The 23,634-nt window shown below is 68.8% G+C and carries 19 protein-coding genes; 8 read left to right on the top strand and 11 right to left on the bottom strand.

The genetic code is table 11. From position 1 onward, the window contains the following. Nucleotides 1–2 precede the first annotated feature (2 nt). Nucleotides 3–1,268, bottom strand: coding sequence for a PucR family transcriptional regulator (locus TPAU_RS14310; protein ID WP_013127469.1), 1,266 nt, complete (start codon nucleotides 1,266–1,268; stop codon nucleotides 3–5). 149 nt (nucleotides 1,269–1,417) lie between these two features. Between TPAU_RS14310 and TPAU_RS14315 the strand changes: the two genes are divergently transcribed. The 3 genes from TPAU_RS14315 to TPAU_RS14325 are packed head-to-tail and all read left to right on the top strand — an operon-like array spanning nucleotide 1,418 to nucleotide 6,074. Further along, a complete protein-coding gene (locus TPAU_RS14315) occupies nucleotides 1,418–2,875 on the top strand; it encodes a class I adenylate-forming enzyme family protein (RefSeq protein ID WP_013127470.1) in 1,458 nt (485 codons plus the stop codon). Between the two features lie 26 nt (nucleotides 2,876–2,901). Beyond that, on the top strand, nucleotides 2,902–4,671 hold the full coding sequence (locus TPAU_RS14320; RefSeq protein ID WP_013127471.1) for a DUF3556 domain-containing protein: 1,770 nt from the start codon (nucleotides 2,902–2,904) through the stop codon (nucleotides 4,669–4,671). After that, nucleotides 4,668–6,074 carry a phytoene desaturase family protein gene (locus TPAU_RS14325; RefSeq protein WP_013127472.1) on the top strand — a complete coding sequence of 469 codons (1,407 nt, stop codon included), beginning with the start codon at nucleotides 4,668–4,670 and terminating at the stop codon, nucleotides 6,072–6,074. The genes TPAU_RS14320 and TPAU_RS14325 overlap by 4 nt, the downstream gene beginning before the upstream one ends. On the opposite strand, the gene TPAU_RS14330 is transcribed toward TPAU_RS14325, so the two are convergent. The 4 genes from TPAU_RS14330 to TPAU_RS14345 all read right to left on the bottom strand — a co-directional run bounded on the left by TPAU_RS14330 (nucleotide 6,075) and on the right by TPAU_RS14345 (nucleotide 10,806). Next, nucleotides 6,075–7,082 (bottom strand): AurF N-oxygenase family protein, encoded by a 1,008-nt coding sequence (locus TPAU_RS14330; RefSeq protein ID WP_013127473.1) that lies wholly within the window; start codon nucleotides 7,080–7,082, stop codon nucleotides 6,075–6,077. A 190-nt stretch (nucleotides 7,083–7,272) separates the two neighbouring features. Continuing rightward, nucleotides 7,273–8,274 carry a ketol-acid reductoisomerase gene (ilvC, locus tag TPAU_RS14335; protein WP_013127474.1) on the bottom strand — a complete coding sequence of 334 codons (1,002 nt, stop codon included), beginning with the start codon at nucleotides 8,272–8,274 and terminating at the stop codon, nucleotides 7,273–7,275. 52 nt (nucleotides 8,275–8,326) lie between these two features. Further along, entirely contained in the window at nucleotides 8,327–8,830 is a 504-nt protein-coding gene (gene ilvN, locus TPAU_RS14340) for an acetolactate synthase small subunit (protein WP_013127475.1), read from the bottom strand. Further along, a complete protein-coding gene (locus TPAU_RS14345; RefSeq protein ID WP_013127476.1) occupies nucleotides 8,827–10,806 on the bottom strand; it encodes an acetolactate synthase large subunit in 1,980 nt (659 codons plus the stop codon). The genes ilvN and TPAU_RS14345 overlap by 4 nt, the downstream gene beginning before the upstream one ends. A 305-nt stretch (nucleotides 10,807–11,111) precedes the next feature. On the opposite strand from TPAU_RS14345, the gene TPAU_RS22425 reads away from it, so the two are divergent. Together TPAU_RS22425 and ilvD are read left to right on the top strand one after the other, a co-directional pair. Then, the gene (locus tag TPAU_RS22425; RefSeq protein ID WP_013127477.1) at nucleotides 11,112–11,615 is read left to right on the top strand and encodes a PH domain-containing protein; all 504 of its coding nucleotides are present in this window, start codon (nucleotides 11,112–11,114) and stop codon (nucleotides 11,613–11,615) included. Nucleotides 11,616–11,693: 78 nt separating this feature from the next. Then, nucleotides 11,694–13,535, top strand: coding sequence for a dihydroxy-acid dehydratase (gene ilvD / locus TPAU_RS14355; protein ID WP_013127478.1), 1,842 nt, complete (start codon nucleotides 11,694–11,696; stop codon nucleotides 13,533–13,535). Nucleotides 13,536–13,603: 68 nt separating this feature from the next. On the opposite strand, the gene TPAU_RS21980 is transcribed toward ilvD, so the two are convergent. Beyond that, a complete protein-coding gene (locus tag TPAU_RS21980) occupies nucleotides 13,604–14,740 on the bottom strand; it encodes a DoxX family protein (protein WP_013127479.1) in 1,137 nt (378 codons plus the stop codon). A 76-nt stretch (nucleotides 14,741–14,816) separates the two neighbouring features. Between TPAU_RS21980 and TPAU_RS14365 the strand changes: the two genes are divergently transcribed. Beyond that, complete coding sequence (locus TPAU_RS14365; protein WP_013127480.1) at nucleotides 14,817–15,935, top strand: PQQ-dependent sugar dehydrogenase; 1,119 nt, start codon at nucleotides 14,817–14,819, stop codon at nucleotides 15,933–15,935. Nucleotides 15,936–15,938: 3 nt separating this feature from the next. Here the strand turns inward: TPAU_RS14365 and gatB are convergent, their stop codons facing one another. From gatB to TPAU_RS14390, 5 genes are read right to left on the bottom strand one after another with little or no spacing between them, the layout of a single operon-like run. Beyond that, nucleotides 15,939–17,450, bottom strand: a complete 1,512-nt coding sequence (gene gatB, locus TPAU_RS14370) for an Asp-tRNA(Asn)/Glu-tRNA(Gln) amidotransferase subunit GatB (protein ID WP_013127481.1) — start codon at nucleotides 17,448–17,450, stop codon at nucleotides 15,939–15,941. A 25-nt stretch (nucleotides 17,451–17,475) separates the two neighbouring features. Further along, entirely contained in the window at nucleotides 17,476–18,624 is a 1,149-nt protein-coding gene (locus TPAU_RS14375) for a DUF4878 domain-containing protein (protein WP_013127482.1), read from the bottom strand. A gap of 56 nt (nucleotides 18,625–18,680) precedes the next feature. Next, nucleotides 18,681–19,712, bottom strand: a complete 1,032-nt coding sequence (locus TPAU_RS14380; protein ID WP_041945106.1) for an ATP-dependent 6-phosphofructokinase — start codon at nucleotides 19,710–19,712, stop codon at nucleotides 18,681–18,683. Between the two features lie 60 nt (nucleotides 19,713–19,772). Then, the gene (locus tag TPAU_RS14385; protein ID WP_013127484.1) at nucleotides 19,773–20,429 is read right to left on the bottom strand and encodes a response regulator; all 657 of its coding nucleotides are present in this window, start codon (nucleotides 20,427–20,429) and stop codon (nucleotides 19,773–19,775) included. A 9-nt stretch (nucleotides 20,430–20,438) separates the two neighbouring features. Continuing rightward, complete coding sequence (locus tag TPAU_RS14390) at nucleotides 20,439–21,710, bottom strand: sensor histidine kinase (RefSeq protein WP_013127485.1); 1,272 nt, start codon at nucleotides 21,708–21,710, stop codon at nucleotides 20,439–20,441. 111 nt (nucleotides 21,711–21,821) lie between these two features. Here TPAU_RS14390 and TPAU_RS14395 point away from each other — a divergent pair, with 111 nt between their 5' ends. Together TPAU_RS14395 and TPAU_RS21985 are read left to right on the top strand one after the other, a co-directional pair. After that, a complete protein-coding gene (locus tag TPAU_RS14395) occupies nucleotides 21,822–22,412 on the top strand; it encodes a phospholipase A2 family protein (RefSeq protein ID WP_013127486.1) in 591 nt (196 codons plus the stop codon). After that, nucleotides 22,409–23,605 carry an alpha/beta-hydrolase family protein gene (locus tag TPAU_RS21985; protein WP_013127487.1) on the top strand — a complete coding sequence of 399 codons (1,197 nt, stop codon included), beginning with the start codon at nucleotides 22,409–22,411 and terminating at the stop codon, nucleotides 23,603–23,605. Before TPAU_RS14395 ends, TPAU_RS21985 begins: the two co-directional genes overlap by 4 nt. Nucleotides 23,606–23,634 lie beyond the last annotated feature (29 nt).

Below are 23,634 nucleotides of genomic sequence, written 5' to 3' on the forward strand. Positions count from 1 at the left end.
GCTTAGTGACCTGCGGTGCCGCCGCTCACCGCCGGGTCGCACACGAGCAGCGCGACCTCCACATCCAGGCGATCGGCTCCGATACCGCGGCCGCGGCGCTCCAGGGCGCGTTGTACCCGGTACTTCACCGAGTTCGGATGCAGCGTGAGTTCGGCGGCCGCCGCCTTGTAGCCACCCCCGTGGCGTAGATAGACCGCCAGCGTGCGGCGTAAGCGGGCATCGGCCTCGGTGTCCTCGGCCAGCGGGCCCAGCACGTCGCGAGCCCAGCGCTGCGCCGCCCCGGGATCGGTCCCGACCAGCGCCGCGACCATCACGCCGGGGTCACCGGCGAACACCACGGGGCGCTCGCCCGCGGTCCGTCGTGCCGCGGCCGCCTCGGTGTGCGAGCGCCGGAACCCCTCGATACCGGGACGCACGGCCCCGAAGGCCACCCGCGGACCGTCGCCCGACGATGCCGCCGCATGCCGGCGGGCCCGGTCCACCGCCTCGACGGGGTCGCCGACGGGCAGCCAGCCCCAAACGGTGCGCTGATCGGCCGCGAGTAGGAGCGGCGCCTCCACGGGACCGACGGCGGCGGCGAGTTCGCGTACGAACACCTCCACACGGTCGGGGCCGTCGGTGTCGTCGGAATCGGAGTAGGAGGCGATGAGCGCGAGGTGACTGCGACGCAGCGGATAGCCGATGGCGAGCGATGCGGCGTCGGCGTCGACGACGCCGTCGTGGGCGAGCAGCTCGCGCACCCGCGCCACGCGAGCGCCCGACCGCGCCTGCATCCACCGGTCGCGCTCGCGCTGGTAGGCGGTGATCACGGTCTCGATCACGGTGTCCGAGTACGCGAACGACCAGTCGGTGATCCATTCGTGTGCGGCGAGCTTCTGTTCCACGGTGAGCCCGGTGGCCCGCACTGCGTCGTGCATCTGTCGCACCATGCTGGCCTGTCCGAGCCGGTAAGCACGTACCAGAGCCGTGACCGGCAAGCCGCGCTGCGCGAGGCGGCGTGGGTACTCCATCGCGGCGAGCGGCGCCTCGATACGACCGGGCTCGACGCCGAGCATCATGCCATGCAGCACCGTGTCGACATTGCCCGCGACGCTGGCCGCGAGCGCCATGTCGAGGGCGTGATCAGCGCGCAGTTCGGGGATCTCGGCCAGCATCAGTGCGGTCATCCGGTCGGCGACGAGGCGCGGTTCGAGCTCCCGCAGCACCCCCGCCACCACGGCGCCGATCGGATCGACGCCGAGCTCCTCGTTCCCGGAGGTCTGTCGCATGAGGTCAGACTAGGTCGCTGATCATGCGTCGTGTGCCGGTTTCTTTGTCCTCCGGAGACGAATACCGGCCGAAGCTTGGTCGCAAAGAGACGGAGTGATCGCGATCACATCGGCATAGCGTTACTGGCACCGACCGAACAGGAGCCCCCGTGAGCACGACCTTCGCCTCCGTCCCCGACGACCGCGCGACAGCCGCACCGCACGATCCCGCCGTCGCCGACGATGCGCTCGATCTCGACAACGCCGCCTTCCTCGACGCCGTGCGGCGGACGGCCGCCGCACTGCGTGCGGCCGGGGTGGGCCGCGGCGATGTGGTCGCCATCCGGCTGCCGAACACGGCGCTCCTCGTGGTCGGCCTCTTCGCGGCGTGGCGGCTCGGCGCCGCCGTCACCCCGATCAATCCCTATCTCACGCCGAATGAATCGGCGTTCCAGATCACCGATGCGCGAGCGCGGGTTCTCATCGCCGCCGACGGCGGCGCACCCGACGGTGTTCCCGTCCTTCATCCGGAGGCGTTGCTGGAGAACGCCCCCGATGAGACGGCGCCGGTCGCGGCACCGTCGGACCTGGCGCTACTGATCTACACCTCCGGGACCACCGGCCGTTCCAAGGGCGTCATGCTCGACCACGCGAATCTCACCGCCATGAGTGAGATGTCCAGCGCCGCTTTCGAGATCCGGCCCGGCGAGCACAGCCTGCTGATCCTGCCGCTGTTCCACGTGAACGCGATCGTGGTCTCGACGCTGAATCCGCTGCGCGCGGGAGGACGGGTCACCATCATCGGCCGCTTCGACCCTCGCACGTTCTTCGACATCGTCGAATCCACCGGCGCTACCTACTTCTCGGGCGTGCCCACGATCTACACGATGCTCGCGGGCCTGCCACCTGAGGTGCAGCCCGATACCTCTCGAATGCGGTTCGCGGTGTGCGGCGCGGCCCCGGCGAGCCGCGAACTGCTCGTCGGCTTCGAGGAACGGTACGGCTTCCCGCTCATCGAGGGGTACGGCCTCTCCGAATGTACCTGCGCCGCCACCTGCAATCCGCTGGACGGGGTCCGCAAGGTGGGCACCGTGGGGCTGCCGCTGCCCGGACAGCAGCTGAAGATCGTCGGCGGCGACGGCACCGAGCTGCCGCAGGGTGAGGCAGGCGAGGTTCTGCTCGCCGGGCCGAACATCATGCGCGGCTATCTGAACCGCCCCGAGGAGACCGCGAAGACGGTGGCGGACGGATGGCTCCGGACCGGCGACGTCGGCCTCATCGACGCCGACGGGTACCTGACCCTGGTAGACCGGGCGAAGGACATGATCATCCGCGGCGGGGAGAACATCTACCCCAAGGAGATCGAGACCGTCGTGTACGGGCTCGACGGTGTGGCCGAGGTAGCGGTGATCGGCCGTCCGGACGAGAAGTACGGCGAAGTGCCGGTGTTGTATCTGGCGCCCGCGCCGGGTGCAGCACTCTCCGCAGACCGCATCCTGGCGCATACGGCCGAGCATCTCGCGAAGTACAAGCAGCCCACCGCCGTATCGATCGTCGATGCGCTGCCCAAGAACCCCGTCGGCAAGATCGACAAGCCCGCTCTGCGCCGCATCGACGCCGCACACTGAGCCCGTAGCGAAGAGAGAAGACAGCCATGGGATTCCTGCAGCCCGCGTTCCCGCCCGTCGATCCCGACGAGTTCCTCGCCCGCCCGATCCGCGAGCGGGTCACGTTCGCCACCCAGCACTGGGTGGACAACGGCTTCGGCAGCGCGTGGGGCATATACCTCGTGTACATCGCGAAACTGGTGGTGCTCTTCGCCTTCGGCGGCGTGCTCGTGGCCACCGCGACCTCTGGCCTGCGCTTCTGGGAGATCGGGCAGTGGTGGAATCAGCCCATCGTCTACCAGAAGCTGGTGCTGTGGACCACGCTGCTCGAGGCCATCGGCATCGCCGGCGCGTGGGGCCCGCTGACCTTCAAGATCAAGCCGATGACCGGCGGGATCCGCTTCTGGGCCCGCACCGGGACGATCCGTCTGCGGCCTTACAGCTGGGTGCCGCTCACGGAGGGCAACCGGCGCACGGGCGTCGACGTGGGGCTGTACCTGGGCCTGCTCACCGCACTGATCGTGGGTATCGCACTTCCCGGCGGGCCGGTCGGCGACTCCCCCTCTGCACTTCTGCCGTCCTGGTCGATGGTCGCGCCGATCGCCTTGCTGATCCTGATCGGCCTGCGCGACAAGACGATCTTCCTCGGCGCCCGCGGCGAACAGTACCTGCCCGCGATGATCATGTTCGCCGTGTTCCCACTACTGTCCTTCGCAACCATGATCGTGGGCCTCAAGCTGCTCATCGTGTCGATCTGGGTGGGCGCCGGGCTGTCGAAGATCGGCCGACACTTCATCATGGTGATCCCGGTGATGGTCTCCAACTCCCCGTGCATGCCCTTCACGGGCTTGCGCCGGGCGCACTACCGCAACGCCCCGAACGATCTGCTGCCATCGAAGCTATCCCGGTTCATGGCCGAGGGGCTGGGCACCTTCGTGGAGATCGCTGCTCCCCTGATTCTGCTGTTCTCCACGAACCGCACCCTCACCGTGGTCTGCGCCGTCTTCATGGTGTGCTACCACCTGTTCATCATCTCCACCTTCCCGCTGGCGGTTCCGCTGGAGTGGAACCTGCTGTTCGCCTACACTGCCGTCTTCCTGTTCGTGGGATTCCCCGCGCAGGAGGGGTTCTCCGTGCTCGACATGTCGCCGGCGTGGCTGGCGCTGCCCACACTTGCGGCGCTCGCCTTCTTCCCGGTGCTCGGCAACATCCGGCCCGACAAGGTCTCGTTCCTACCCTCGCTGCGGCAGTACGCCGGTAACTGGGCGACGGGCATGTGGGCCTTCGCGCCGGGTGCTGAGGAGAAGCTCAATCGGGTGCAGCGGCCGGTGCACAACACCGTCGACCAGTTCGTGTCCTTCGGGATCGAGCGGAAATGGGCGGAGGTGCTGCTGGAGAAGGGACTCGGCTGGCGAGCGCTGCACAGCAACGGCCGGGGCCTGTTCTCCATGATGCTGCGGCATGTACCGGATGTGGAGCAGCGCACGCTCCGCGAGGGCGAGCTGGTGTGCAATACGTTGATCGGCTTCAATTTCGGTGACGGCCACCTGCACGACGAGCGGTTGATCGCCGCTGTACAGGAGCAGGTCGGCTTCGATCCCGGCGAGCTGATCGTGGTATGGGCCGAGTCTCAGCCGGTGACCCGGATGAGCCAGGACTTCAAGATCATCGACGCCGCACTGGGTGTGATCGCGCGCGGGCGATGGAACGTGACCGACTGCGTGACCAGCCAGCCCTGGTTGCCCGACGGTCCGGTCCCGTGCGAGATCACGTGGACGGCCGATCCGGTGCGCTTCCCCGTAGGCTCGTCGGTATGACAACCGGCACCGTCGTCGGCGGCGGCCCCAATGGGCTCGCCGCAGCGATCACCCTGGCCCGCGCGGGAATCGAGACCACCCTGCTGGAGGCGGGAGCGACCGTCGGCGGCGGTGTGCGGTCCTTCGAGACCCTGGCCCCGGGGCTCGTCCACGACCACTGCGCGGCGATCCACCCGATGGCGGTCGGCTCCCCGTTCCTCGCGACGATCGACATCGCGAAGCGCGGCCTGCGCTGGCGCTCGGCCGAGCTGGACTGCGTGCACCCGCTCGACGACGGCAGCGCCGGGGTGCTGCACCGCGGTGTGGACGAGACCGCAGCCGGCATGGGGCCCGACAGCCGCGTGTGGCGGAGCCTGTTCGGACGGTCGGTGCGCAACTTCGACGCCATCGCGCCGACCATGATGGGGCCGATGCTCCGGGTACCGCGCCACCCGGTGGCGCTCGCGGAATTCGGGATGCCGACGCCGCTGCCCGCAGCGGCCGTGGCGCGCGCCTTCCGGACCCCGACGGCGCGCGGGCTGTGGGCCGGCATCGCCGCGCACACTTTCCAGCCGCTGCACCGGCCGATGACCTCCGCTATCGGCCTGGGGCTGATCACGGCCGGTCATCGCCACGGCTGGCAGGTGGCGGAGGGCGGATCGGGCCGGATCGCGGCCGCGCTGGCCGCCGAGTTCGAGGATCTGGGTGGGCGGATCGAGACCGGGGCACGGGTCACGGCGGGCAACCTGCCCGAGACCGATGTCACCCTGTTCGACCTGGATCCGCGCCAGGTCGCCGGTATTCTCGGCGATCGGCTCCCGCGGCGGATCGGCCGCGCGCTGAACCGATTCCGGCACGGCCCCGGCGCGTTCAAGGTGGACTTCGCGGTGCAGGGCGGGGTGCCCTGGACCAATCCCGATGCGCGACGGTCCGGCACCGTGCACCTCGGCGGTGAGTTCGCCGAGGTCGCCGCCACCGAGCGGGAGATCGCAGCCGGACGGATGCCCGAGCGGCCCTTCGTCCTGGTAGGGCAGCAGTATCTCGCCGATCCGTCGCGAAGCTCAGGCGATGTGCACCCGGTGTGGTCGTACGCGCATGTGCCCGCGGGGTTCACCGGTGACGCCACGGGGGCGATCATCGCGCAGATCGAACGCTTCGCCCCCGGATTCCGGGAGCGGATCGTGGGCACGGCGGTGTGCTCGACCACCGAGATGTCGCGCTACAACGCGAACTTCGTGGGCGGCGACATCAACACGGGCGCCAAGGATCCGATGCAGCTGGTGTTCGGGCCGCGGATCACGCTGCAGCCTTACGACCTCGGGGTGCCTGGGATGTACATCTGTTCGGCGGCGACACCACCCGGTCCCGCCGCACACGGCATGTGCGGCTTCCACGCCGCGAGCCGCGCGCTCGCGAAACTGTAGCTACTGCGCGGCGTAGGCGGGCTCGCTTCGGAACCGGGAGATACGTCCGTCGATGCCGCAGATCCGCCACATGAGCTTGGCGAGCGGATTCATCAGGCCGGCCTTGTCGGCCATCATCCGCACATCACCGAAGACGTCGCGCTTCATCTGCTGCGACTCGGGCGAGCGCCAGAAGATGTCCTTCTTCACCGATCGCGGGATATCGAAGGTGTCCCAGAACTGCTTGGGCGGCATCATGATCATGGTGACCATCACGCGCATCGTGATGGGCAGCATCAGTGAGAGCACCAGGCGCGGGAAGGCGCCGCGGGTGGGAATCTTGTGTTCCAGCAGTTGGTGCGCGAAGCCGATGTGCCGGGCCTCCTCGGCCACGTGGATCTGCATGATGGAACTCATCGCAGGATGCTGCTCGGAGCCCGAACGCAGGAACTGCTTCTGCAGGTGGTCGATCGGCTCCTCGCCGCCGAGCACCATCATGTAGAAGTACAGCGGCGCGATCGTCGCGGCCAGCGGCACGATCGGCGAGATGCGGCGCAGGAACCAGCTGCCGCCGGGCACGTCCATTCCCACACGGTTGACGAACTCCTGGAACATCAGCGTGTGCTGGCACTCCTCCTTCGCCTCATGCGTGGCGTAGCGGAACTCCGGCGAATTGTTCGGCAGTGCCGCCGTGTACTGCATGATGCCGCGGATCAGCATGGACTCGAACTGCAGGCCGACCTTGGCCACATTGGCCTGACGCCACATACCGATCTCGATCTGCTTCGCCAGCGGCTGGGCCTGGTACCAGGGGTGGCGGCCGATCGGATCGAAACGGGAGTCACACACCCAGCGCGGATCGTCCGGCACGATCGCGAGCTCCGGGTCGTCCCAGTCGATGTCGAGGTACGGGTCGAAATTGCGGCGCACCGACGCCTCGGAGAGGTCGGTGAGCGTCTGCTCGTACTCCGCCTGCCCCGGGAACGGATCGTTCATGGTCCGGCTCATGTGCGTCAGTGCCAGTCGCATCTCACGTCTCGCTTTCGTCCACGGACCATCGTTTGATAGCCGATTGGCGCCACTCTATCACTATCAATCAGCAGTGCTGGTTTCTTCGTGGCCGACGAGACGTTCACCGAGCGCGTCCGTATACCCGGTGACGCGAGAGCCCCGTCGACCTCACCGGTTCGACGGGGCTCTCGCGTGCGGAAAGACCGTGTTACGCGGTCTCGGTGATCGGCCGATCGACCCAGCTCATCAGGTCGCGCAGCTTCTTGCCGGTGACCTCGATCGGATGCTCGGCGTTCTCCTTGCGGAGCGCCTCGAGCTGCTTGTTGCCGCCCTCGACGTTCGCGACGAGCTGCTTGACGAAGGTGCCGTCCTGGATATCGGACAGGATCTCCTTCATGCGCTCCTTGGTGCCGGCGTCGATGACGCGCGGGCCCGATAGGTAGCCGCCGAACTCCGCGGTATCCGACACCGAGTAGTTCATGCGAGCGATGCCGCCCTCGTACATGAGGTCGACGATCAGCTTCAGCTCGTGGAGCACCTCGAAGTAGGCCATCTCGGGCGCGTAACCGGCCTCGACCATGACCTCGAAGCCCGTCTTCACGAGCTCCTCGGTGCCACCGCACAGCACGGCCTGCTCACCGAAGAGATCCGTCTCGGTCTCCTCCTTGAAGGTGGTCTTGATGACGCCGGCGCGGGCGCCACCGATCGCGGCGGCGTAGCTCAGCGCGAGGGCCTGCCCCTCTCCCGTCGGGTCCTGATCCACGGCGATCAGCGCGGGAACGCCCTTGCCGTCCACGAACTGGCGGCGCACGAGGTGGCCCGGGCCCTTCGGCGCGACCATCGCGACCGTGACGTTCGCCGGGGGCTTGATCAGGTCGAAGTGGATGTTGAGGCCGTGGCCGAAGAACAGCGCGTCGCCGTCCTTGAGGTTGGGCTCGATGTCGTTGGTGTAGATCGATGCCTGCGCGGTATCGGGCGCCAGGATCATGATGACGTCGGCCCACTCGGCGACGTGCGCCGGGGTGTCCACGGTGAGGCCCTGCTCCTCGGCCTTGGCGCGCGACTTCGAGCCCTCCTGCAAGCCGATCCGCACGTCGACGCCCGAGTCGCGCAGGCTCAGCGAGTGCGCGTGGCCCTGCGAGCCGTAGCCGATGACGGCGACCTTCTTGCCCTGGATGATCGAGAGGTCGGCGTCCTCGTCGTAGAACATTTCCACTGCCACTTGGTTCGGTATCCCTTCGGTTCCTAGAAACTTGTGATGATTATCGCGTTGCCGTGATCGACTTCGGACCCCGGCCCAGTGCGATCACACCCGACTGGGCGATCTCGCGGATCCCGAACGGGTCCAGCACGGCCAGCAGCGCGTCCAACTTGTCCGGCGTGCCGGTGGCCTCGATGGTCACCGAATCCGGTGAGACATCGACGATCTTGGCCCGGAACAGGTCGACGGTGTCGGTGACCTGGCCCCGGGAGGTGGCGTCGGCGCGCACCTTGATGAGCATGAGCTCGCGCGCCACCGAGGTCGTCGAATCCTGTTCGACGATCTTGAGCACGGAGACCAGCTTGTTCAGCTGCTTGGTGACCTGCTCGAGGGGCAGCTCATCGACCGTCACGACGATCGTCATGCGGCTGACGCCCTTGAGCTCGGTGCCGCCCACCGCGAGGGATTCGATGTTGAAACCCCGGCGGGAGAACAGGGACGAGACGCGGGCGAGCACGCCCGGACGATCCTCGACCAGAACGCTCAGCGTGTGCGTGGTGCTCACTTGTGCTCCTCCCCGGACAGCGTCGCAGCGTCGGGACGCTCCATCGCAGCGTGGATGACGGCGGGCTCGTCGGCCGCGTCGTCCTCGTCGAACAGCGGACGGATGTCGCGCGCCGCCATGATCTCGTCGTTGCTGGTGCCGGCAGCGACCATCGGCCACACCTGGGCATCGGCGCCCACGATGAAGTCGATGACCACCGGACGGTCGTTGATCTCGCGGGCCTGCGCGATCACGGCGTCGACGTCCTCCTCGCGCTCGCAGCGGAAGGAGACGCACCCCAGGGCCTCGCCCAGCTTGACGAAGTCGGGGATCCGCATCGAATGCGTCGACAGGTCGGTGCTGGAGTAGCGCTGCTCGTAGAACAGCGTCTGCCACTGGCGGACCATGCCCAGGTTGCCGTTGTTGATGACGGCCACCTTGATCGGCGCGCCCTCGATCGCGGCAGTGGCGAGCTCCTGATTGGTCATCTGGAAGCAGCCGTCACCGTCGATCGCCCAGACCTCCTTCTCGGGCGCGCCCATCTTGGCGCCGAGAGCCGCGGGGACCGCGTAGCCCATGGTGCCGAGACCGCCCGAGTTCAGCCAGGTGCGGGGCTTCTCGTACTTGACGAACTGGGCCGCCCACATCTGGTGCTGGCCGACGCCCGCGCAGTAGATCGCGTCGGGGCCGGCGGCGGCACCGAGACGCTCGATCACGTACTCCGGGCTCAGAGCACCGTCGGACGGGGTGTTGTACGCCAGCGGGTAGGTCTCGCGGATGCCGTCGAGGTACTCCCACCACGCGGTGAGGTCCGGGGCCGCGATGGTGGCACGGTCCTCGGAGATCGCGGCGATGAGCTCGGCGATGACCTCCTTGCAGTCGCCCACGATCGGCACGTCCGCGAACCGGTTCTTACCGATCTCCGCCGGGTCGATATCGGCGTGGATCACCTTGGCGTCGGGCGCGAACGAGTCGAGCTTGCCGGTGACGCGGTCGTCGAACCGCGCCCCCAGGGTGACGAGCAGGTCGGAGCGCTGCAGTGCGGCGACGGCGCCGACGGTGCCGTGCATGCCGGGCATACCCATGTGCTGCTGATGGCTGTCCGGGAACACACCGCGCGCCATCAGCGTGGTCACGACGGGGATACCGGTCAGCTCGGCCAGCTTGAGCAGCTCGTCGGAGGCCTCGGCCTTGAGCACTCCGCCGCCGACGTAGAGCACCGGCGACTTCGCCGCCGCGATGAGCCGCGCGGCCTCGCGGATCTGCTTGCCGTGCGGCTTGGTCACGGGCCGATAGCCGGGCAGGTCGATCTGCGGGGGCCAGGAGAACACGGTGTCCTCCTGCAGCACGTCCTTCGGAATGTCGACGAGCACCGCGCCCGGGCGACCGCTCTGTGCCAGATAGAAGGCCTCGGCGATCACGCGCGGGATCTCGGCGGCGTCGTAGACCAGGAAATTGTGCTTGGTGACGGGCATCGTGATGCCCGAGATATCGGCTTCCTGGAAGGCATCGGTGCCGATCAGCGGACGCCCCACCTGTCCGGTGATGGCCACGATCGGAACCGAGTCCATCTGCGCGTCGGCGAGCGGGGTCACCAGGTTGGTGGCGCCGGGGCCCGACGTGGCCATGCACACGCCGACCTTGCCGGTGGCCTGTGCGTAGCCGGTGGCGGCGTGGCCGGCACCCTGCTCGTGGCGCACCAGGACGTGGCGCACCTTCGTGGAGTCGAGCAGCGGGTCGTAGACCGGAAGGATGCAGCCACCCGGAATGCCGAAGACCGTGTCCACACCGATCTCCTCGAGCGAGCGGACGACCGACTGCGCACCGGTGACGCGCTCGGGCGCTACCGTGCGGGCACCCTCGAGAACGCTGTGGGTGCTGTGTGCGAGGTCGACGTTCGACTTCGAGGCGGCGGGGTGCGCGCCGGGGATTCCGGCGCCGGGCTTGCGGGCCCCGGGCTTCTGCCCTGGGTGGGGCCGAGCGGTAGGTGCACTCACGGCTTGACCTTCTCGTGCTCGTGGAGATCTTCTGCGTTATGGACGGTTCGACTCGCGGCGTCGCCCGGAAGTCCATCCGGGCAACAAAAAACCCCCGTCAGCGGTGGCTGAGCGAGGGTGGCGCGTCGATGCTGGTGTGAAACGGATGTAACCGGTTCAGGCGGCGACGCGCCGACCGATTACGAGGAGCTGGTAGCTGTGTTTCACACCAGTGAAAGTAGGCCCCCACGTACGCCTGCGTCAAACCGGTGGGCACCCTCGTCTCACATTCTGAGATCTTGCTGACGCGTGCGACAATGCGTGTTATGAGCGACAGCCCCGCCACCAAGGACTCGACCCGGATCGTGACCACCGATCACACCTCGGACACCTACGTGCCGATCGAGGCCGGCGATCGCGTCGTCTTCAAACACCCGGGCATCGCATTGCTCGGCGTCGCCCTGTTCGCCGTGTGCCTCGCGCCCATCGTCGGACCGTGGACCGTGGGCCGGGCGATCGACGGCGGTAACGCGAGCGTCGGCCTGCAGGTACTCGGCTGGGCCCTGCTCCTGGTACCCATCCTGTTCGCGGTGTGGATCCTGCGGGTACGCACCGTGATCGGCCCCGACGGCATCCGTTCCGTGCGGGTCGCCGGTAGCGACTCGATCGCCTGGGAGGATCTATCGGGGATTAGACTCGCCAACAACGGTGCGGTGTACGCCGTCCGCACCGACGGCTCCGAGGTGCGCCTACCCGCCGTGACCCTGAGCCAGCTCCCCCGCGTCGCAACCGCCTCCGGTGGGCGCATTCCGGACATCACCGGGGAATAAAACGCCCCCGCACAGGCTCCTTCTGTGTAGAGGGAATCCGCTACTCAGCCACTAGTTCAGATCCGAGGCTCACGTCCAATGCCACCGCTCCGTTCACGCACCACCACCGTCGGCCGCAACGCCGCGGGCGCCCGCTCGCTCTGGCGCGCCACCGGCCTCACGGACAGCGATTTCGGTAAACCCATCGTGGCGATCGCCAACTCGTACACGCAGTTCGTTCCCGGCCATGTGCACCTCAAGGACATGGGCGAGATCGTCGCCGAATCGGTCCGCGCGGCGGGCGGCGTCGCCCGCGAGTTCCACACCATCGCCGTGGACGACGGCATCGCCATGGGCCACGGAGGCATGCTCTACAGCCTGCCCAGCCGCGAGATCATCGCCGACTCCGTGGAGTACATGGCGAACGCCCACACCGCCGACGCGCTGGTCTGCATCTCCAATTGCGACAAGATCACCCCGGGCATGCTCAATGCTGCGATGCGCCTGAACATCCCCACCGTGTTCGTCTCGGGGGGCCCGATGGAAGCCGGTAAGGCCGTCATCGTCGACGGGATCGCCAAGGCACCCACCGACTTGATCACCGCGATCTCCGCATCGGCCAACGACGCGATCGACGACGCCGGCCTCAGCGAGGTCGAGCGGTCCGCGTGCCCCACCTGTGGGTCCTGCTCGGGCATGTTCACCGCCAACTCGATGAACTGCCTCACCGAGGCGCTCGGCCTCGCCCTGCCGGGCAACGGTTCGACGTTGGCCACCCACGCCGCCCGTCGCGCGCTGTTCGAGCGGGCCGGCACCGTCGTGGTCGAGGCGGCCAAGCGTTATTACCGCGACGGCGACGAATCGGTGCTCCCGCGCAACGTCGCCACCCCCGCCGCGTTCCGCAACGCCATGGCCCTCGATGTGGCGATGGGCGGTTCCACGAACACCGTGCTGCACACGCTGGCCGCCGCACAGGAGGGTGAGGTCGACTTCGACCTGTCCACCATCGACGCGATCAGCCGCAAGGTGCCCTGCCTGTCGAAGGTGTCGCCGAACAGCGACTACCACATGGAGGACGTGCACCGGGCCGGCGGAATCCCCGCCATCCTGGGCGAGCTGCGCCGCGGCGGACTACTGGAAACGGACGTGCACACCGTGCACGAGCAGTCCTTCGACAAGTGGCTCGACGACTGGGACATCCGTTCCGGCAAGGCCACCGACGAGGCGCTCGAACTCTTCCACGCCGCCCCCGGTGGCGTGCGCACCACGCAGCCCTTCTCCACGAAGAACCAGTGGGAGAGCCTGGACACCGATCAGGTGAACGGCTGCATCCGCGACATCGAGCACGCCTACACCGTCGAGGGCGGGCTGTGCGTGCTGCGCGGCAACATCGCCGTCGACGGCGCGATCCTCAAGACCGCGGGCATCGATGAGGAACTGTTCACCTTCGAGGGACCGGCCGTGGTGGTCGAATCGCAGGAGGAGGCGGTCTCGAAGATCCTCGGCAAGCAGATCAAGCCGGGCGACGTGGTGGTGGTCCGCTACGAGGGCCCCAAGGGTGGCCCGGGCATGCAGGAGATGCTGCACCCCACGTCCTTCCTCAAGGGCCGCGGGCTGGGCAAGCTGTGCGCATTGATCACCGACGGCCGGTTCTCCGGTGGCACCTCGGGCCTGTCCATCGGCCACATCTCCCCCGAAGCCGCGGCCGGGGGCGTCATCGGCCTGGTGGAGGACGGTGACCGCATCCGGATCGACGTGCACACCCGCGCCCTGGAAGTGCTGGTCGACGACGACGAGCTGGACCGCCGCCGGGCCAAGATGGAGGCCTCGGAGCGGCCGTGGCAGCCCAAGGACCGCCAGCGCACCGTCACCACCGCGCTGCGCGCCTACGCAGCCCTGGCCACCTCGGCCGATCGCGGCGCCGTGCGGCACGTGCCGTGATCCGCTGCACCCTGTGACGATGAAGCCCCGGTCCGAAACGGACCGGGGCTTCATCGTTGTCGGCGGATCTAGCGTTTGACCAAGGGGTTGGCGCCATTGAGCAGGATCCACACGGTGACCGCTGCGGCGACTGCGATGACCAGCCACACGAAGGATCCGATGTGCGGTCTGCGTGCCCATCCCCGGTTGAAGTCGAGCGAGAGCTTGCCCGGGCCGGTGAGGATGATCGCGACGGAGGCGAACAGCAGCAGCAGCTCGAACTCCACCCCCTTGTCCTGCGAGAAGAACACGAAGCCGCTACCGAGCGTGGTCAGCTTGAACAACGTCGCCGAGAGCATCACGCCCACCGCGCCGGCCGCGGCGATCGGAGTGAGCAGGCCGATGATCAGCATCACACCACTGCCGAGCTCGACGACGCCGGTCGAGACCGCGATCACCTTGGTGAACCGCTCGAAGCCGAGCGACGGATCGGCACCGTTCTGCAGGTACTTGGTGAAGCCGTCGATACCGGGACCGCCCCAGATGCCGAACAGCTTCTGCGCACCGTGGGCGGCGAGGATCACGCCGACGGCCACGCGCAGCACCAGCAGCCCGAGGTCGGTGGTGCCGCGCTTGGCCGCCTGCTTGGCCGCGCGCAGTTCCTCGCTCTCATCGCCGACGGGCTTGCCGAATCGGCGTCCGCGGGGCGGCTCGAGGACGTCGGTCGCTGCGGCGCCGGCGGGAATGCCCTCGGCCTCGGCACGGGCCTGGGCCGCGCGCTCACGTCCCTTGCGCCGGTTGTGCAGCTTGCCGAACTCGTCGCGCTGTTCGCTCGAGAGTGCGGTCTCCTCGCCCGACGGTGCCGTACCGCTCGTCGAGATGGCCTCGGTCGCGGCGTTCGCAGCGGCGATCGCCGCCGCCAAATCGCTGGTGTCGGGGACCGACGTCGAGGCGGTTTCGGCGCCGTACGCGGCATCCGTCACGGCGGGATCCGCCCCACTCGCGGGCGTGGCGCTCGCGGCACCGGCATCGGTGGTGGTCGGCTCGTCGCGGTAGCGCGGCAGCACCGGCCCGAGGCCGATATCCGAATCGTCATGGGGGTCGAGCACGAACCCACCGGTCGGGTGCCGCTCACCGAACCGCGGCAGATCTCCCGTGGACGAAGTGTCCAGCGGGGACTGCGGGGCGTCGGTCGACTCTTTCTCGGTTCCGTCCTTGTCGCTCACGCCACCCAGCGTAGAGCGCGCGCCGCCTCCCGGCCGGGAGCGAACCGCGCTCACTCCCAATCGGTAGGGTGGCGGCATGAGTGAGGGGTCCCGGACGGCGCGGCGCACCGCGCTGGCCGCGTCGGTCGCCGCCGTGCTGTTGATCTCGGCGTGCGCCGATTTCAGCGGCAGCGAGTCGGCGCCCTTCACCGGACCGCCCACCGGCGGAGCGCCGACGACCACACCGCCGCAGTTGCCCACCAGTGCGGCTCCGAAACCACCCGGACCGTGCATCGACCAGGATCCGCTGGTGCTCGCCACCTGCCTCACCGACCCCACGTCGCTGATCACCACTCCGGACCTCGAGCACGCCTACGTCGCCGAACGCGGCGGCACCGTCCAGTACACGACCACCGATCAGGCCAGCCGGGAGGTGCTGCGGATCGGCGTGGACACGGCCGGCGACGGCGGCCTCACCTCGATCGCACTCTCCCCCACCTACGACCAGGACCGGCTGTACTACGCCTACGTGAGCACTCCCACCGACAATCGGGTGGTGCGGGTGACACCGGGTGACGAGCCGAAGGTGATCCTCGCCGGCATACCCAAGGGGCCGCTGGGCAATGCGGGATCACTGCTGTTCGTGGGCCGTGATCTCATCGTCGCCACCGGTAACGCCGGGGATCAGGCCGCCGCACGGGATCCGCGGTCCTTGGCGGGCAAGGTATTGCTGCTGCCCTCACCCGGCACCGTCACACCGACCGTGCCGGAGGTACTGGCGACCGACGGCGGAATACGCGCCTCACTGTGCCAGGCCGGGCCGAAGGGACCGGTGTTCGTCGCCGACCAAGGCGCCACGGAGGACCGCCTGCGGGTGGTGACCCCCGGGTCGCCCACCGGCGTCGCTTGGACCTGGCCCGACCGTCCGGGGATCGCCGGGTGCGCCGTGGTCGACGGTGGTGTGGTGGTCAGTCACAGCCGGGCCGGCCGCGTGGAATTCGTTGTGCTGCCCAAGGGTTCGACGACCGCCGATAAGGAACCGCTGCCGATGCTCGATCGCAAGCGGTACGGCGTCTTCGGTCGGCTCGCGACCGGGCCGAAGGGGCTGCCGCAGGGCGTGACCACGAACAAGGCCACCGGCCCCGTCGCCCCGACGGACGATCGCGTCGTGCTGCTCCCCCTCCCGGGTGGGGACGCCGCCTCCGGCGAGGATTAGCGCCTACTCGCAGGCGGCGAGCACCAATTCCCGGACGCGGGCAGCGTCGGCCTGACCGCGGGTGGCCTTCATGACATCGCCGACGATCTTGCCTGCGGCCTGCACCTTGCCACTCCTGATCTTCTCGACGATGTCGGGGTTCGCAGCGAGCGCGTCGTCGACGGCCTTCTGCAGGGCACCGTCGTCGCGGACCACCTCGAGGCCGCGGGCCGCGACCACCTCATCGGGCTCGCCCTCACCGTCGAGGACACCCACGATCACCTGTTGTGCCAGCTTGCTGGTGAGCTTGCCCTCCTCGACCAGGGCGATGACGCGGGCGACCTGCGCGGGCGTGATCGCCAGGGCGTCGAGCTCGACCTCACGAGAGTTGGCCTGCTGCGGCAGGAAGCTGCCCCACCAGGACCGGGCGGCGTCGGGGGTGGCGCCAGCGTCGACTGTGGCGATGATGGCGTCGATCGCCCCCAGGTTGACCAGGTCGCGCATAACCTCGTCGGACAGGCTCCATTCCTGCTGGATGCGGGCGCGACGCAGCCACGGCAGTTCTCCGATGGTGCCGCGCAGTTCCTCGACCAGCTCGGCAGCGGGCGCGACGGGAGCGAGATCGGGATCCGGGAAGTAGCGGTAGTCCTCGGCGCTCTCCTTGGGACGGCCCGGCGTGGTGGTGCCATCGCCCTCCTGGAAGTGGCGGGTCTCGAGAGTCACCTCGCCACCGGCGTCCAGCACGGCGGCCTGGCGGCGCATCTCGTACCGCACGGCCACCTCGACCGACTTGAGTGAGTTGACGTTCTTGGTCTCGGTGCGGGTGCCGAACTCGGTGGCGCCCTTGGGCTTGAGCGAGACGTTGGCGTCGCAGCGCATCGAACCCTGATCCATTCGGACATCGGAGACATCGAGCGAGGCCAAGAGATCGCGCAGGGCCGTGACGTAGGCACGGGCGATTTCCGGCGCCCGCTCCCCGGCACCCTCGATGGGCTTGGTGACGATCTCGACGAGCGGCACGCCCGCCCGGTTGAAGTCGAGCAGCGAGTGCGACGCCCCGTGGATGCGGCCCGTGGCCGAGCCGATGTGCGTCGACTTGCCGGTGTCCTCCTCCATGTGCGCGCGCTCGACCTCCACCCGCCAGACGGTGCCGTCCTCCAGGGGGACGTCGACGTAGCCGTCGTGCGCGATCGGGTCGTCGTACTGGCTGATCTGGTAGTTCTTCGGCTGGTCCGGGTAGAAGTAGTTCTTCCGGGCGAACAGCGACGACGGCCGGATCGAGCAGTTCAACGCCAGGCCGATGCGAATGGCCGAGCGCACCGCCTCGTCGTTGACGACGGGCAGCGCGCCGGGCATCCCGAGGCAGGTGGGACACACCTGAGTGTTCGGCGCCGCACCGAACTCGGTGCGGCAACCGCAGAACATCTTGGTGGCCGTGCCGAGTTCGACGTGGACTTCCATACCCATGACGGGCTCGTAACGGGCGACGACGTCCGCGTACTCGGGAAGGTCGATCTCGGAAAGCTCGGCACTCATGCCCTCCAGCCTAATCGTCCGCGGGTCAGCGCACGGAGACGGCCACCGCGTCCGGCGTCACGCTCACGGTGCCGGTGGTGAAGGTGGTGTCGGTGCCGGTCAGCGGGCGACCGTCGCGCGCCGTCGCGGTGTACGACCAGGGCCGCGTATCGCGGAACGACATCGATCCGTCGCGGACCTCGTCGGACAGATCGATCTGCTCGGCGCTCGGCGCGGTCCAGGTGTACGAGCCGTCGACACCGAGGAACGAGGACTGCGGGCAGTCGCCGGGCATGCCGTCCTTCGAGGCGGCGCACGCCGCGTACTTATCGGCGATCTGCTGCCACGCCGCGGTCTTCGCGGCGTCGCTGAGACCGAATTCGACGCGTATCGAGCCGCCGATCGCGAAGGCGGAGAGCCCGTTCACCGGAGCCTGCCCCTTATCGCCCCCGATGCTGTATTTCGAGGGACGTGCCTGCAGGTTCTTGTTCGACGATCCGAGGTCGAGCGCCCCCGGGAAGACATAGGCGACACCCGAAGCGGGTAGCGGCTTTCCGAGGATGGTGATGTTCTTCTTGTCGGCCTCGGACGCGGCGGAAGGGTCGATCTTCACGGCGGCGGTCTTGAGCTTCCAGGTGTCGCCGGACTTGTCCATCATCAGTTTCTCGTCGTAGGCGACGTCGCCGATGGTGACGGTGAGGTGCACCTGGCCGATACCGGCGTCGGATTCGCTGACGATGGTCACATCCTTGATCGGAGCGATCGCGATCTGCTTGCGCAGCACCTCGTCGGTCACCAGATCGGTCGTGGCAGGCGCCTCGGTGCCATAACTCAGCGCCTTCTTCGCGTCACCGGCCTGGAGCGCGGCGAAATAGGCTTTCACGGTGGCGCCCGGGGAATCCGACGCACCGCCGGCGCCGCCGACGATTGCCACCGCGGCGATGAGCACGATCACCACGAGTACCACGCCGCCGCCGATCATCGTGGGCAGGAGCCAACGCGGACGAGGCGCCTTGGGCGGGACCGGCGGCGGGTACGAGGGCACCGAATACGCCGGCGGCGGAACCTGTTCCGCGGGACCGAACGGCGGCTGCGTACCGTACTGCGGCGCCGCACCCGATCGCCAGGTGGGTCGCAGCTGTGTCGCACCGTAGGGATTGCTCGGGTCGGGAGTGGCGGGAGGAGTGTGGTTCATGGCGACCAGCCTGCGGGCGGTCGCTTAACGGCCGCTTCCCGATCGCCAGTGACGACTCAGCCGAAGAACTCCGCGGCGTCGTCGTACCGCTCGCGCGGCACCCGCTTGAGCTGCTTGACCGCCTCGGCGAGCGGAACCAGCCCGACCGTGGTGCCGCGCAGCGACACCATCTGGCCCGTCTTCCCGGCGTGCGCGGCGTCGGCGGCGTTCACGCCGTAGCGGGTGGCCAGGACGCGGTCGTGCGGTGTCGGAGTACCGCCGCGCTGCACGTGGCCGAGGACCGTGGTGCGGACCTCCTTGTTGATCCGCTTCTCGATCTCGACGCCCAGCTGGTGCGCGACCCCGGTGAATCGTTCGTGGCCGAATTCATCGGTGCCGCCAACCCGAAGCTCCATCGACCCCTCAGCGGGTTTGGCGCCCTCGGCGACCACCACGATGAAGCTGGAGTGTCCTCGCTGGAATCGCCGCTTGATGAGCCGGCACAGCTCCTCGACGTCGAAGGGCACCTCGGGGATGAGGATCATGTGCGCCCCCGAGGCGAGTCCGGAGTTCAGCGCGATCCAGCCGGCGTGCCGGCCCATCACCTCGACCAGCATCACCCGCTGATGGGATTCGGCGGTCGAATGCAGCCGGTCGATGGCGTCGGTGGCGATGGTCAGCGCGGTGTCGAAGCCGAAGGTGACGTCGGTGCAGTCGATGTCGTTGTCGATGGTCTTCGGCACGCCGACCACGGGGACGCCCTCGTCGGCGAGCCAGGACGCGGCGGTGAGCGTTCCCTCGCCGCCGATCGGGATCAGCACGTCGATTCCGTTGTCGTCCAGCGTTTGCTTGATCTGCGGGAGGCCGTCGCGGAGCACGTCGGGGTGGGTACGGGCGGTACCGAGCATGGTGCCACCCTTGGTGAGCAGACGGTCGTTGCGGTCGTCGTTGGCGAGATGGATGCGCCGGTTCTCGAGCAGGCCGCGCCAGCCGTCCTGGAAACCCACCACCGAGGAGCCGTAGCGGGAATCGCAGGTGCGCACCACAGCACGGATCACCGCGTTGAGGCCGGGGCAATCGCCACCGCCGGTCAGGACTCCGATTCGCAGGCTCATGCTGTCCATTCTTCCCGCGCGGACCCCGACCTGTCATGACAACGCACCGGTCGTTCACCCGGGCGTGACAACACCCGTCTCGTAGGCGTAGACCACGGCCTGCGCCCGGTCGCGCAGTCCCAGCTTCTGCAGCACCTTGCTGACGTGGGTCTTCACCGTCTGCTCGGAGACGAACAGAGTCTCGGCGATCTCCGCGTTGGACCGGCCCGCCGCCACGGCTTCGAGCACTTCCCGCTCACGCGGAGTGAGGGTGCCGAGCTCGGCAGGGGCCGGACGCCGCCGGGACCGAGCCGCGGTGACCTCGGCGATCATCCGTCGGGTTACCGACGGAGCCAGCAGCGACTGGCCCTCATGCACCACGCGGACGGCGCGCACCAGCTCCTCCGCGGGCGCGTCCTTGAGCATGAAACCAGAGGCACCAACGCGTAACGCCTCGTAGACGTAGTCATCAATGTCGAACGTGGTGAGCATCAGGACCCGGACGCCGTCGTGCCGACGCAGAATCTCCTCGGCGGCCTGCAACCCGTTCATCTCGGGCATGCGGACGTCCATCAGCACCACATCGGGCAGTAGACGGGCGACCTCGGTGACGGCGGCCCTGCCGTCGGGCGCGTCACCGACCACGGAGATGTCGGGCTGAGCACCGAGAAGGGCGCCGAAGCCCTGACGGACCATGGCCTGATCGTCGGCGATGAAGACGGTGATCGGCACTCGCTCAGCCTAGGCGGCGGCGTCGGCCCGAGCGGGCAGCGACGCTCGAACGGCGAATCCGCCACCGGCCACGGGGGTCGCGGCGAGTGATCCGCCGACCGTCCGGGCGCGCTCCATCATGCCGGGGATTCCCTGCCCGAGTCCCGGCCCGCCGAGGTCGGCGTCGGAGGTGCGGGGGCCGTTCTCGATGCGGAGGTTCAGCGTCGCGGCGTCGAGTGTGAGGGCGACGGTGATCGGTGCCCCCTGTGCGTGCCGGGTGGCATTGGCGATCGATTCCTGGACGATCCGGTAGGCCACCAGCGCGGTGGACTCCCCGACCGCCGTCGGGTCGGGTAGCGGCAGGTACTCGACGGTGACGCCGGCGGCGCGGGCACCGTCGATCAGTTCATCGACCCCGCCCAGACCTGGCGCCGGGGCGAGATCGGCGGAGGCGTCGTCGAGGCGCAGGACCCCGAGCAGCGAGCGGACCTCGTTGAGGGCCTCGCGGGCCGAGACGGCGATCCCGTCGAATTCGGCGCGGGCCCGTTCGGACACATCGGGCACGCGGTACTGGGCGGTCTGCGCCTGCACGACCACGAGAGACATCCGGTGCGCGACGATGTCGTGCAGATCGCGCGCGATCCGGGTGCGCTCCTCCAGGATCGCGCGGCGACCCCGTTCGAGCTCGCTGACCTCGGTCTGCTCCTCGAGCCGCGTGCGCGATTGCAGGGCCAACCGCAACAGCAGGCAGACGGCGAGGGCTACGAGCAGCCCGGCGACCCAGCCGCCGCCGGTACCGTCTTGGGCGTTGATCCAGAACAACAGCGACGATGCCGCAGCCACCACGATGGCGTCGAGCGGCTTGGCGCGCAGGTACACCATCACGGTGGAGACCAGCATCGCGATGATCAGGGAGACCTGCCAGTTCCACTGCCAGTCGTTCTTCGGGGTGAACCAGAAGAACAGCGGGAAGACCGCCGCGGTGCCGGCGATGATCGCCCATGCGGCTCGGGGGTGCGCCCATGCGATCGCCAGAGGCAGCACCGACAGCCCGCTGAACAGGGGCAGGAAAGCCGCCGGAACGGTGAACTGCTCGTTCAGGGTGGGCCACGCGACCGCCCACATGATCAACGCGATCAACAGGAACAGCCAGTTCACCCGCCGCGAGAGGAAGGTTCCGAGCGGGGTGTCGTGCAGCGATCCGTCGGGATCGGCGATGTGCAGCGCGCTCTGCTGGTCGAGGTAGCGGCCCGCGCGCACCGTCGCCCGGCCGAGGCTCTCGATCTTGCTGGTCTTCAACATGCTCCGAACGCTAGGCCTAGACGTCGCGGACTGTCCTCATACTTCCGAGTGATATCGGTCCACTCGCTCGGCCGATCCGCGGCGCGATGATCGGTTCCTAGCGTCACGGCCATGAACCGACGAACTCTTGTCGCCGCCGCGGCGATCGTCCTGCCGGTCGCGGTGGCGATCCCCGCCACCGCCGCACCGGCACCGTCCGCCACCGTTTCGAGCGCGCGGGCCGCTGCGCCCGCCGAGGACCGCGCCGCGGCCGCCGCCGTGCGCGCCGTCACCGACCCCGATCTCTCGGCCGCCGCGCAGGTCGGCGCCGTTCCCGCAGATCTGGGGTACCGCGCCACCGCGGGTGACGGCTACGCGGTGAATCCGTCCGGCGACTGCTCGTCGATGGTGCGGCTGCCCGACTACTTCGCGGGGCCGTGCCAGGCACACGACCTGGGCTACGACCTGCTGCGCTACGCCGATTCGGCGGGCCGGCCGCTCGGCTCGTGGGCTCGGCAGCGGATCGACGACGCGCTGGCAGACCGGCTGCGCGCCACGTGCACGCACCGGCCCACCTCGGAGCAACGGGAATGCCGGCAGGTCGCAGTGATGGCGGTGCTGGCGGTGCGCGCCAACACCTGGCGCCAGCACGACGGTCCGCCGCGCGCCGAGTCCGCGGGTGAGCTCGCGGTCAGCTGGCTCACGGCCGGGGGCCGGCTGTGAACGCCGCGATCCGTCCGGCGGCGGGTCCGTTGATCGGCTACACGGCGGGGGTCGTGCTCGCGCTGTACCCGAACATGCTGCCCCGTTCGGTGCTGGTGCAACTGCTGGTGGTGGCGGTGTTCGGAGTGTTCGGCGCATTGCTCGGCGGGCTCGTCGCAGCGAGGCTGGGGTGTGGCGCGGCGTCGGGGGCGGTGTGCCGAGTCTCGGCGCAGGTGACCGCGGTGTCGCTGGCGGTATGGCTCCTGTGGCAGGGCGTGGTGCGCGACGGCGCTGCCTTCGCCTCGGTATCGCCGCTCGATTTCGGGTTGCTGGCCGCAGGGGTGATCGGTGCGCCCTATCTGGTCGCGCTGCTGAACTCGGTGCGCACCCGGGCCCGGACGGCAGTGCTCGCCGCTGTGGTCGGTGTCGCCGCGGTCCTGGTTCCGGTGGCCACGGCCGATGCCGCGGCGCAGCAGTCCTATGCCGAGCGATTCACCGGGATCGATTCCCCCGCACCGGGAATCCGGGTGTACGGATCACTGTCCGACGGTGCCTCCCCTCCCGCGCGCGCCGATGATGCGGTGGCGCGGTTGGTGGCCGCCGGCGGGTTGCGCAAGCGTGCGGTGGTGATCGCGGTGCCCACAGGGTCAGGGTGGGTGGACCCGCATTTCGTGCGGGGCGTGGAGAAGACTCTGCGCGGCGACAGCGCGATCGTGGTGGCCCAGTACACCGAACAGCCCAGTTGGCAGTCCTTCCTGTTCCACCGCGATGCGGCGGCGGAGAGCACCGTGGCGGTGGTCGAAGCACTGCACCGGCGGGCACCGTCGACGCCTGTCTACCTGTACGGCCAGAGCCTGGGGACGGTGGGCGTGGTCGCGGCGCACCGCCGCGCGATCGAACTGGGCCAGCCGGTAGCGGCAACCCTGCAGTCGGGCACCCCGGCCGACGTACCGTTGGACGGGCCGGCACAGCTGAATTCCTCTGATCCGGTGGGGGTCTGGTCGCTGCGACTGCTGTTCGCGCCACCCGATCGCGGCGCCACTGAGCCGGGACGCGCGACCCGGCGGCCGCCGTGGTTACCGGTGGTCGGTTTCCTGCAGGCGACGATCGATCTGCTGGGAGCCACGGCGCCGCCGCCGGGACTCGGACATCGCTACGACGAACACCAGGGCTCCGATCTCGTACGGGGCGCCGGCTTGCCGAAATCCGCTTAACCGGATACGTTATATCCAGGTTAAGGAGT

This window comes from Tsukamurella paurometabola DSM 20162 (assembly GCF_000092225.1).
GTDB classification, from domain to species: Bacteria; Actinomycetota; Actinomycetes; order Mycobacteriales; family Mycobacteriaceae; genus Tsukamurella; species Tsukamurella paurometabola.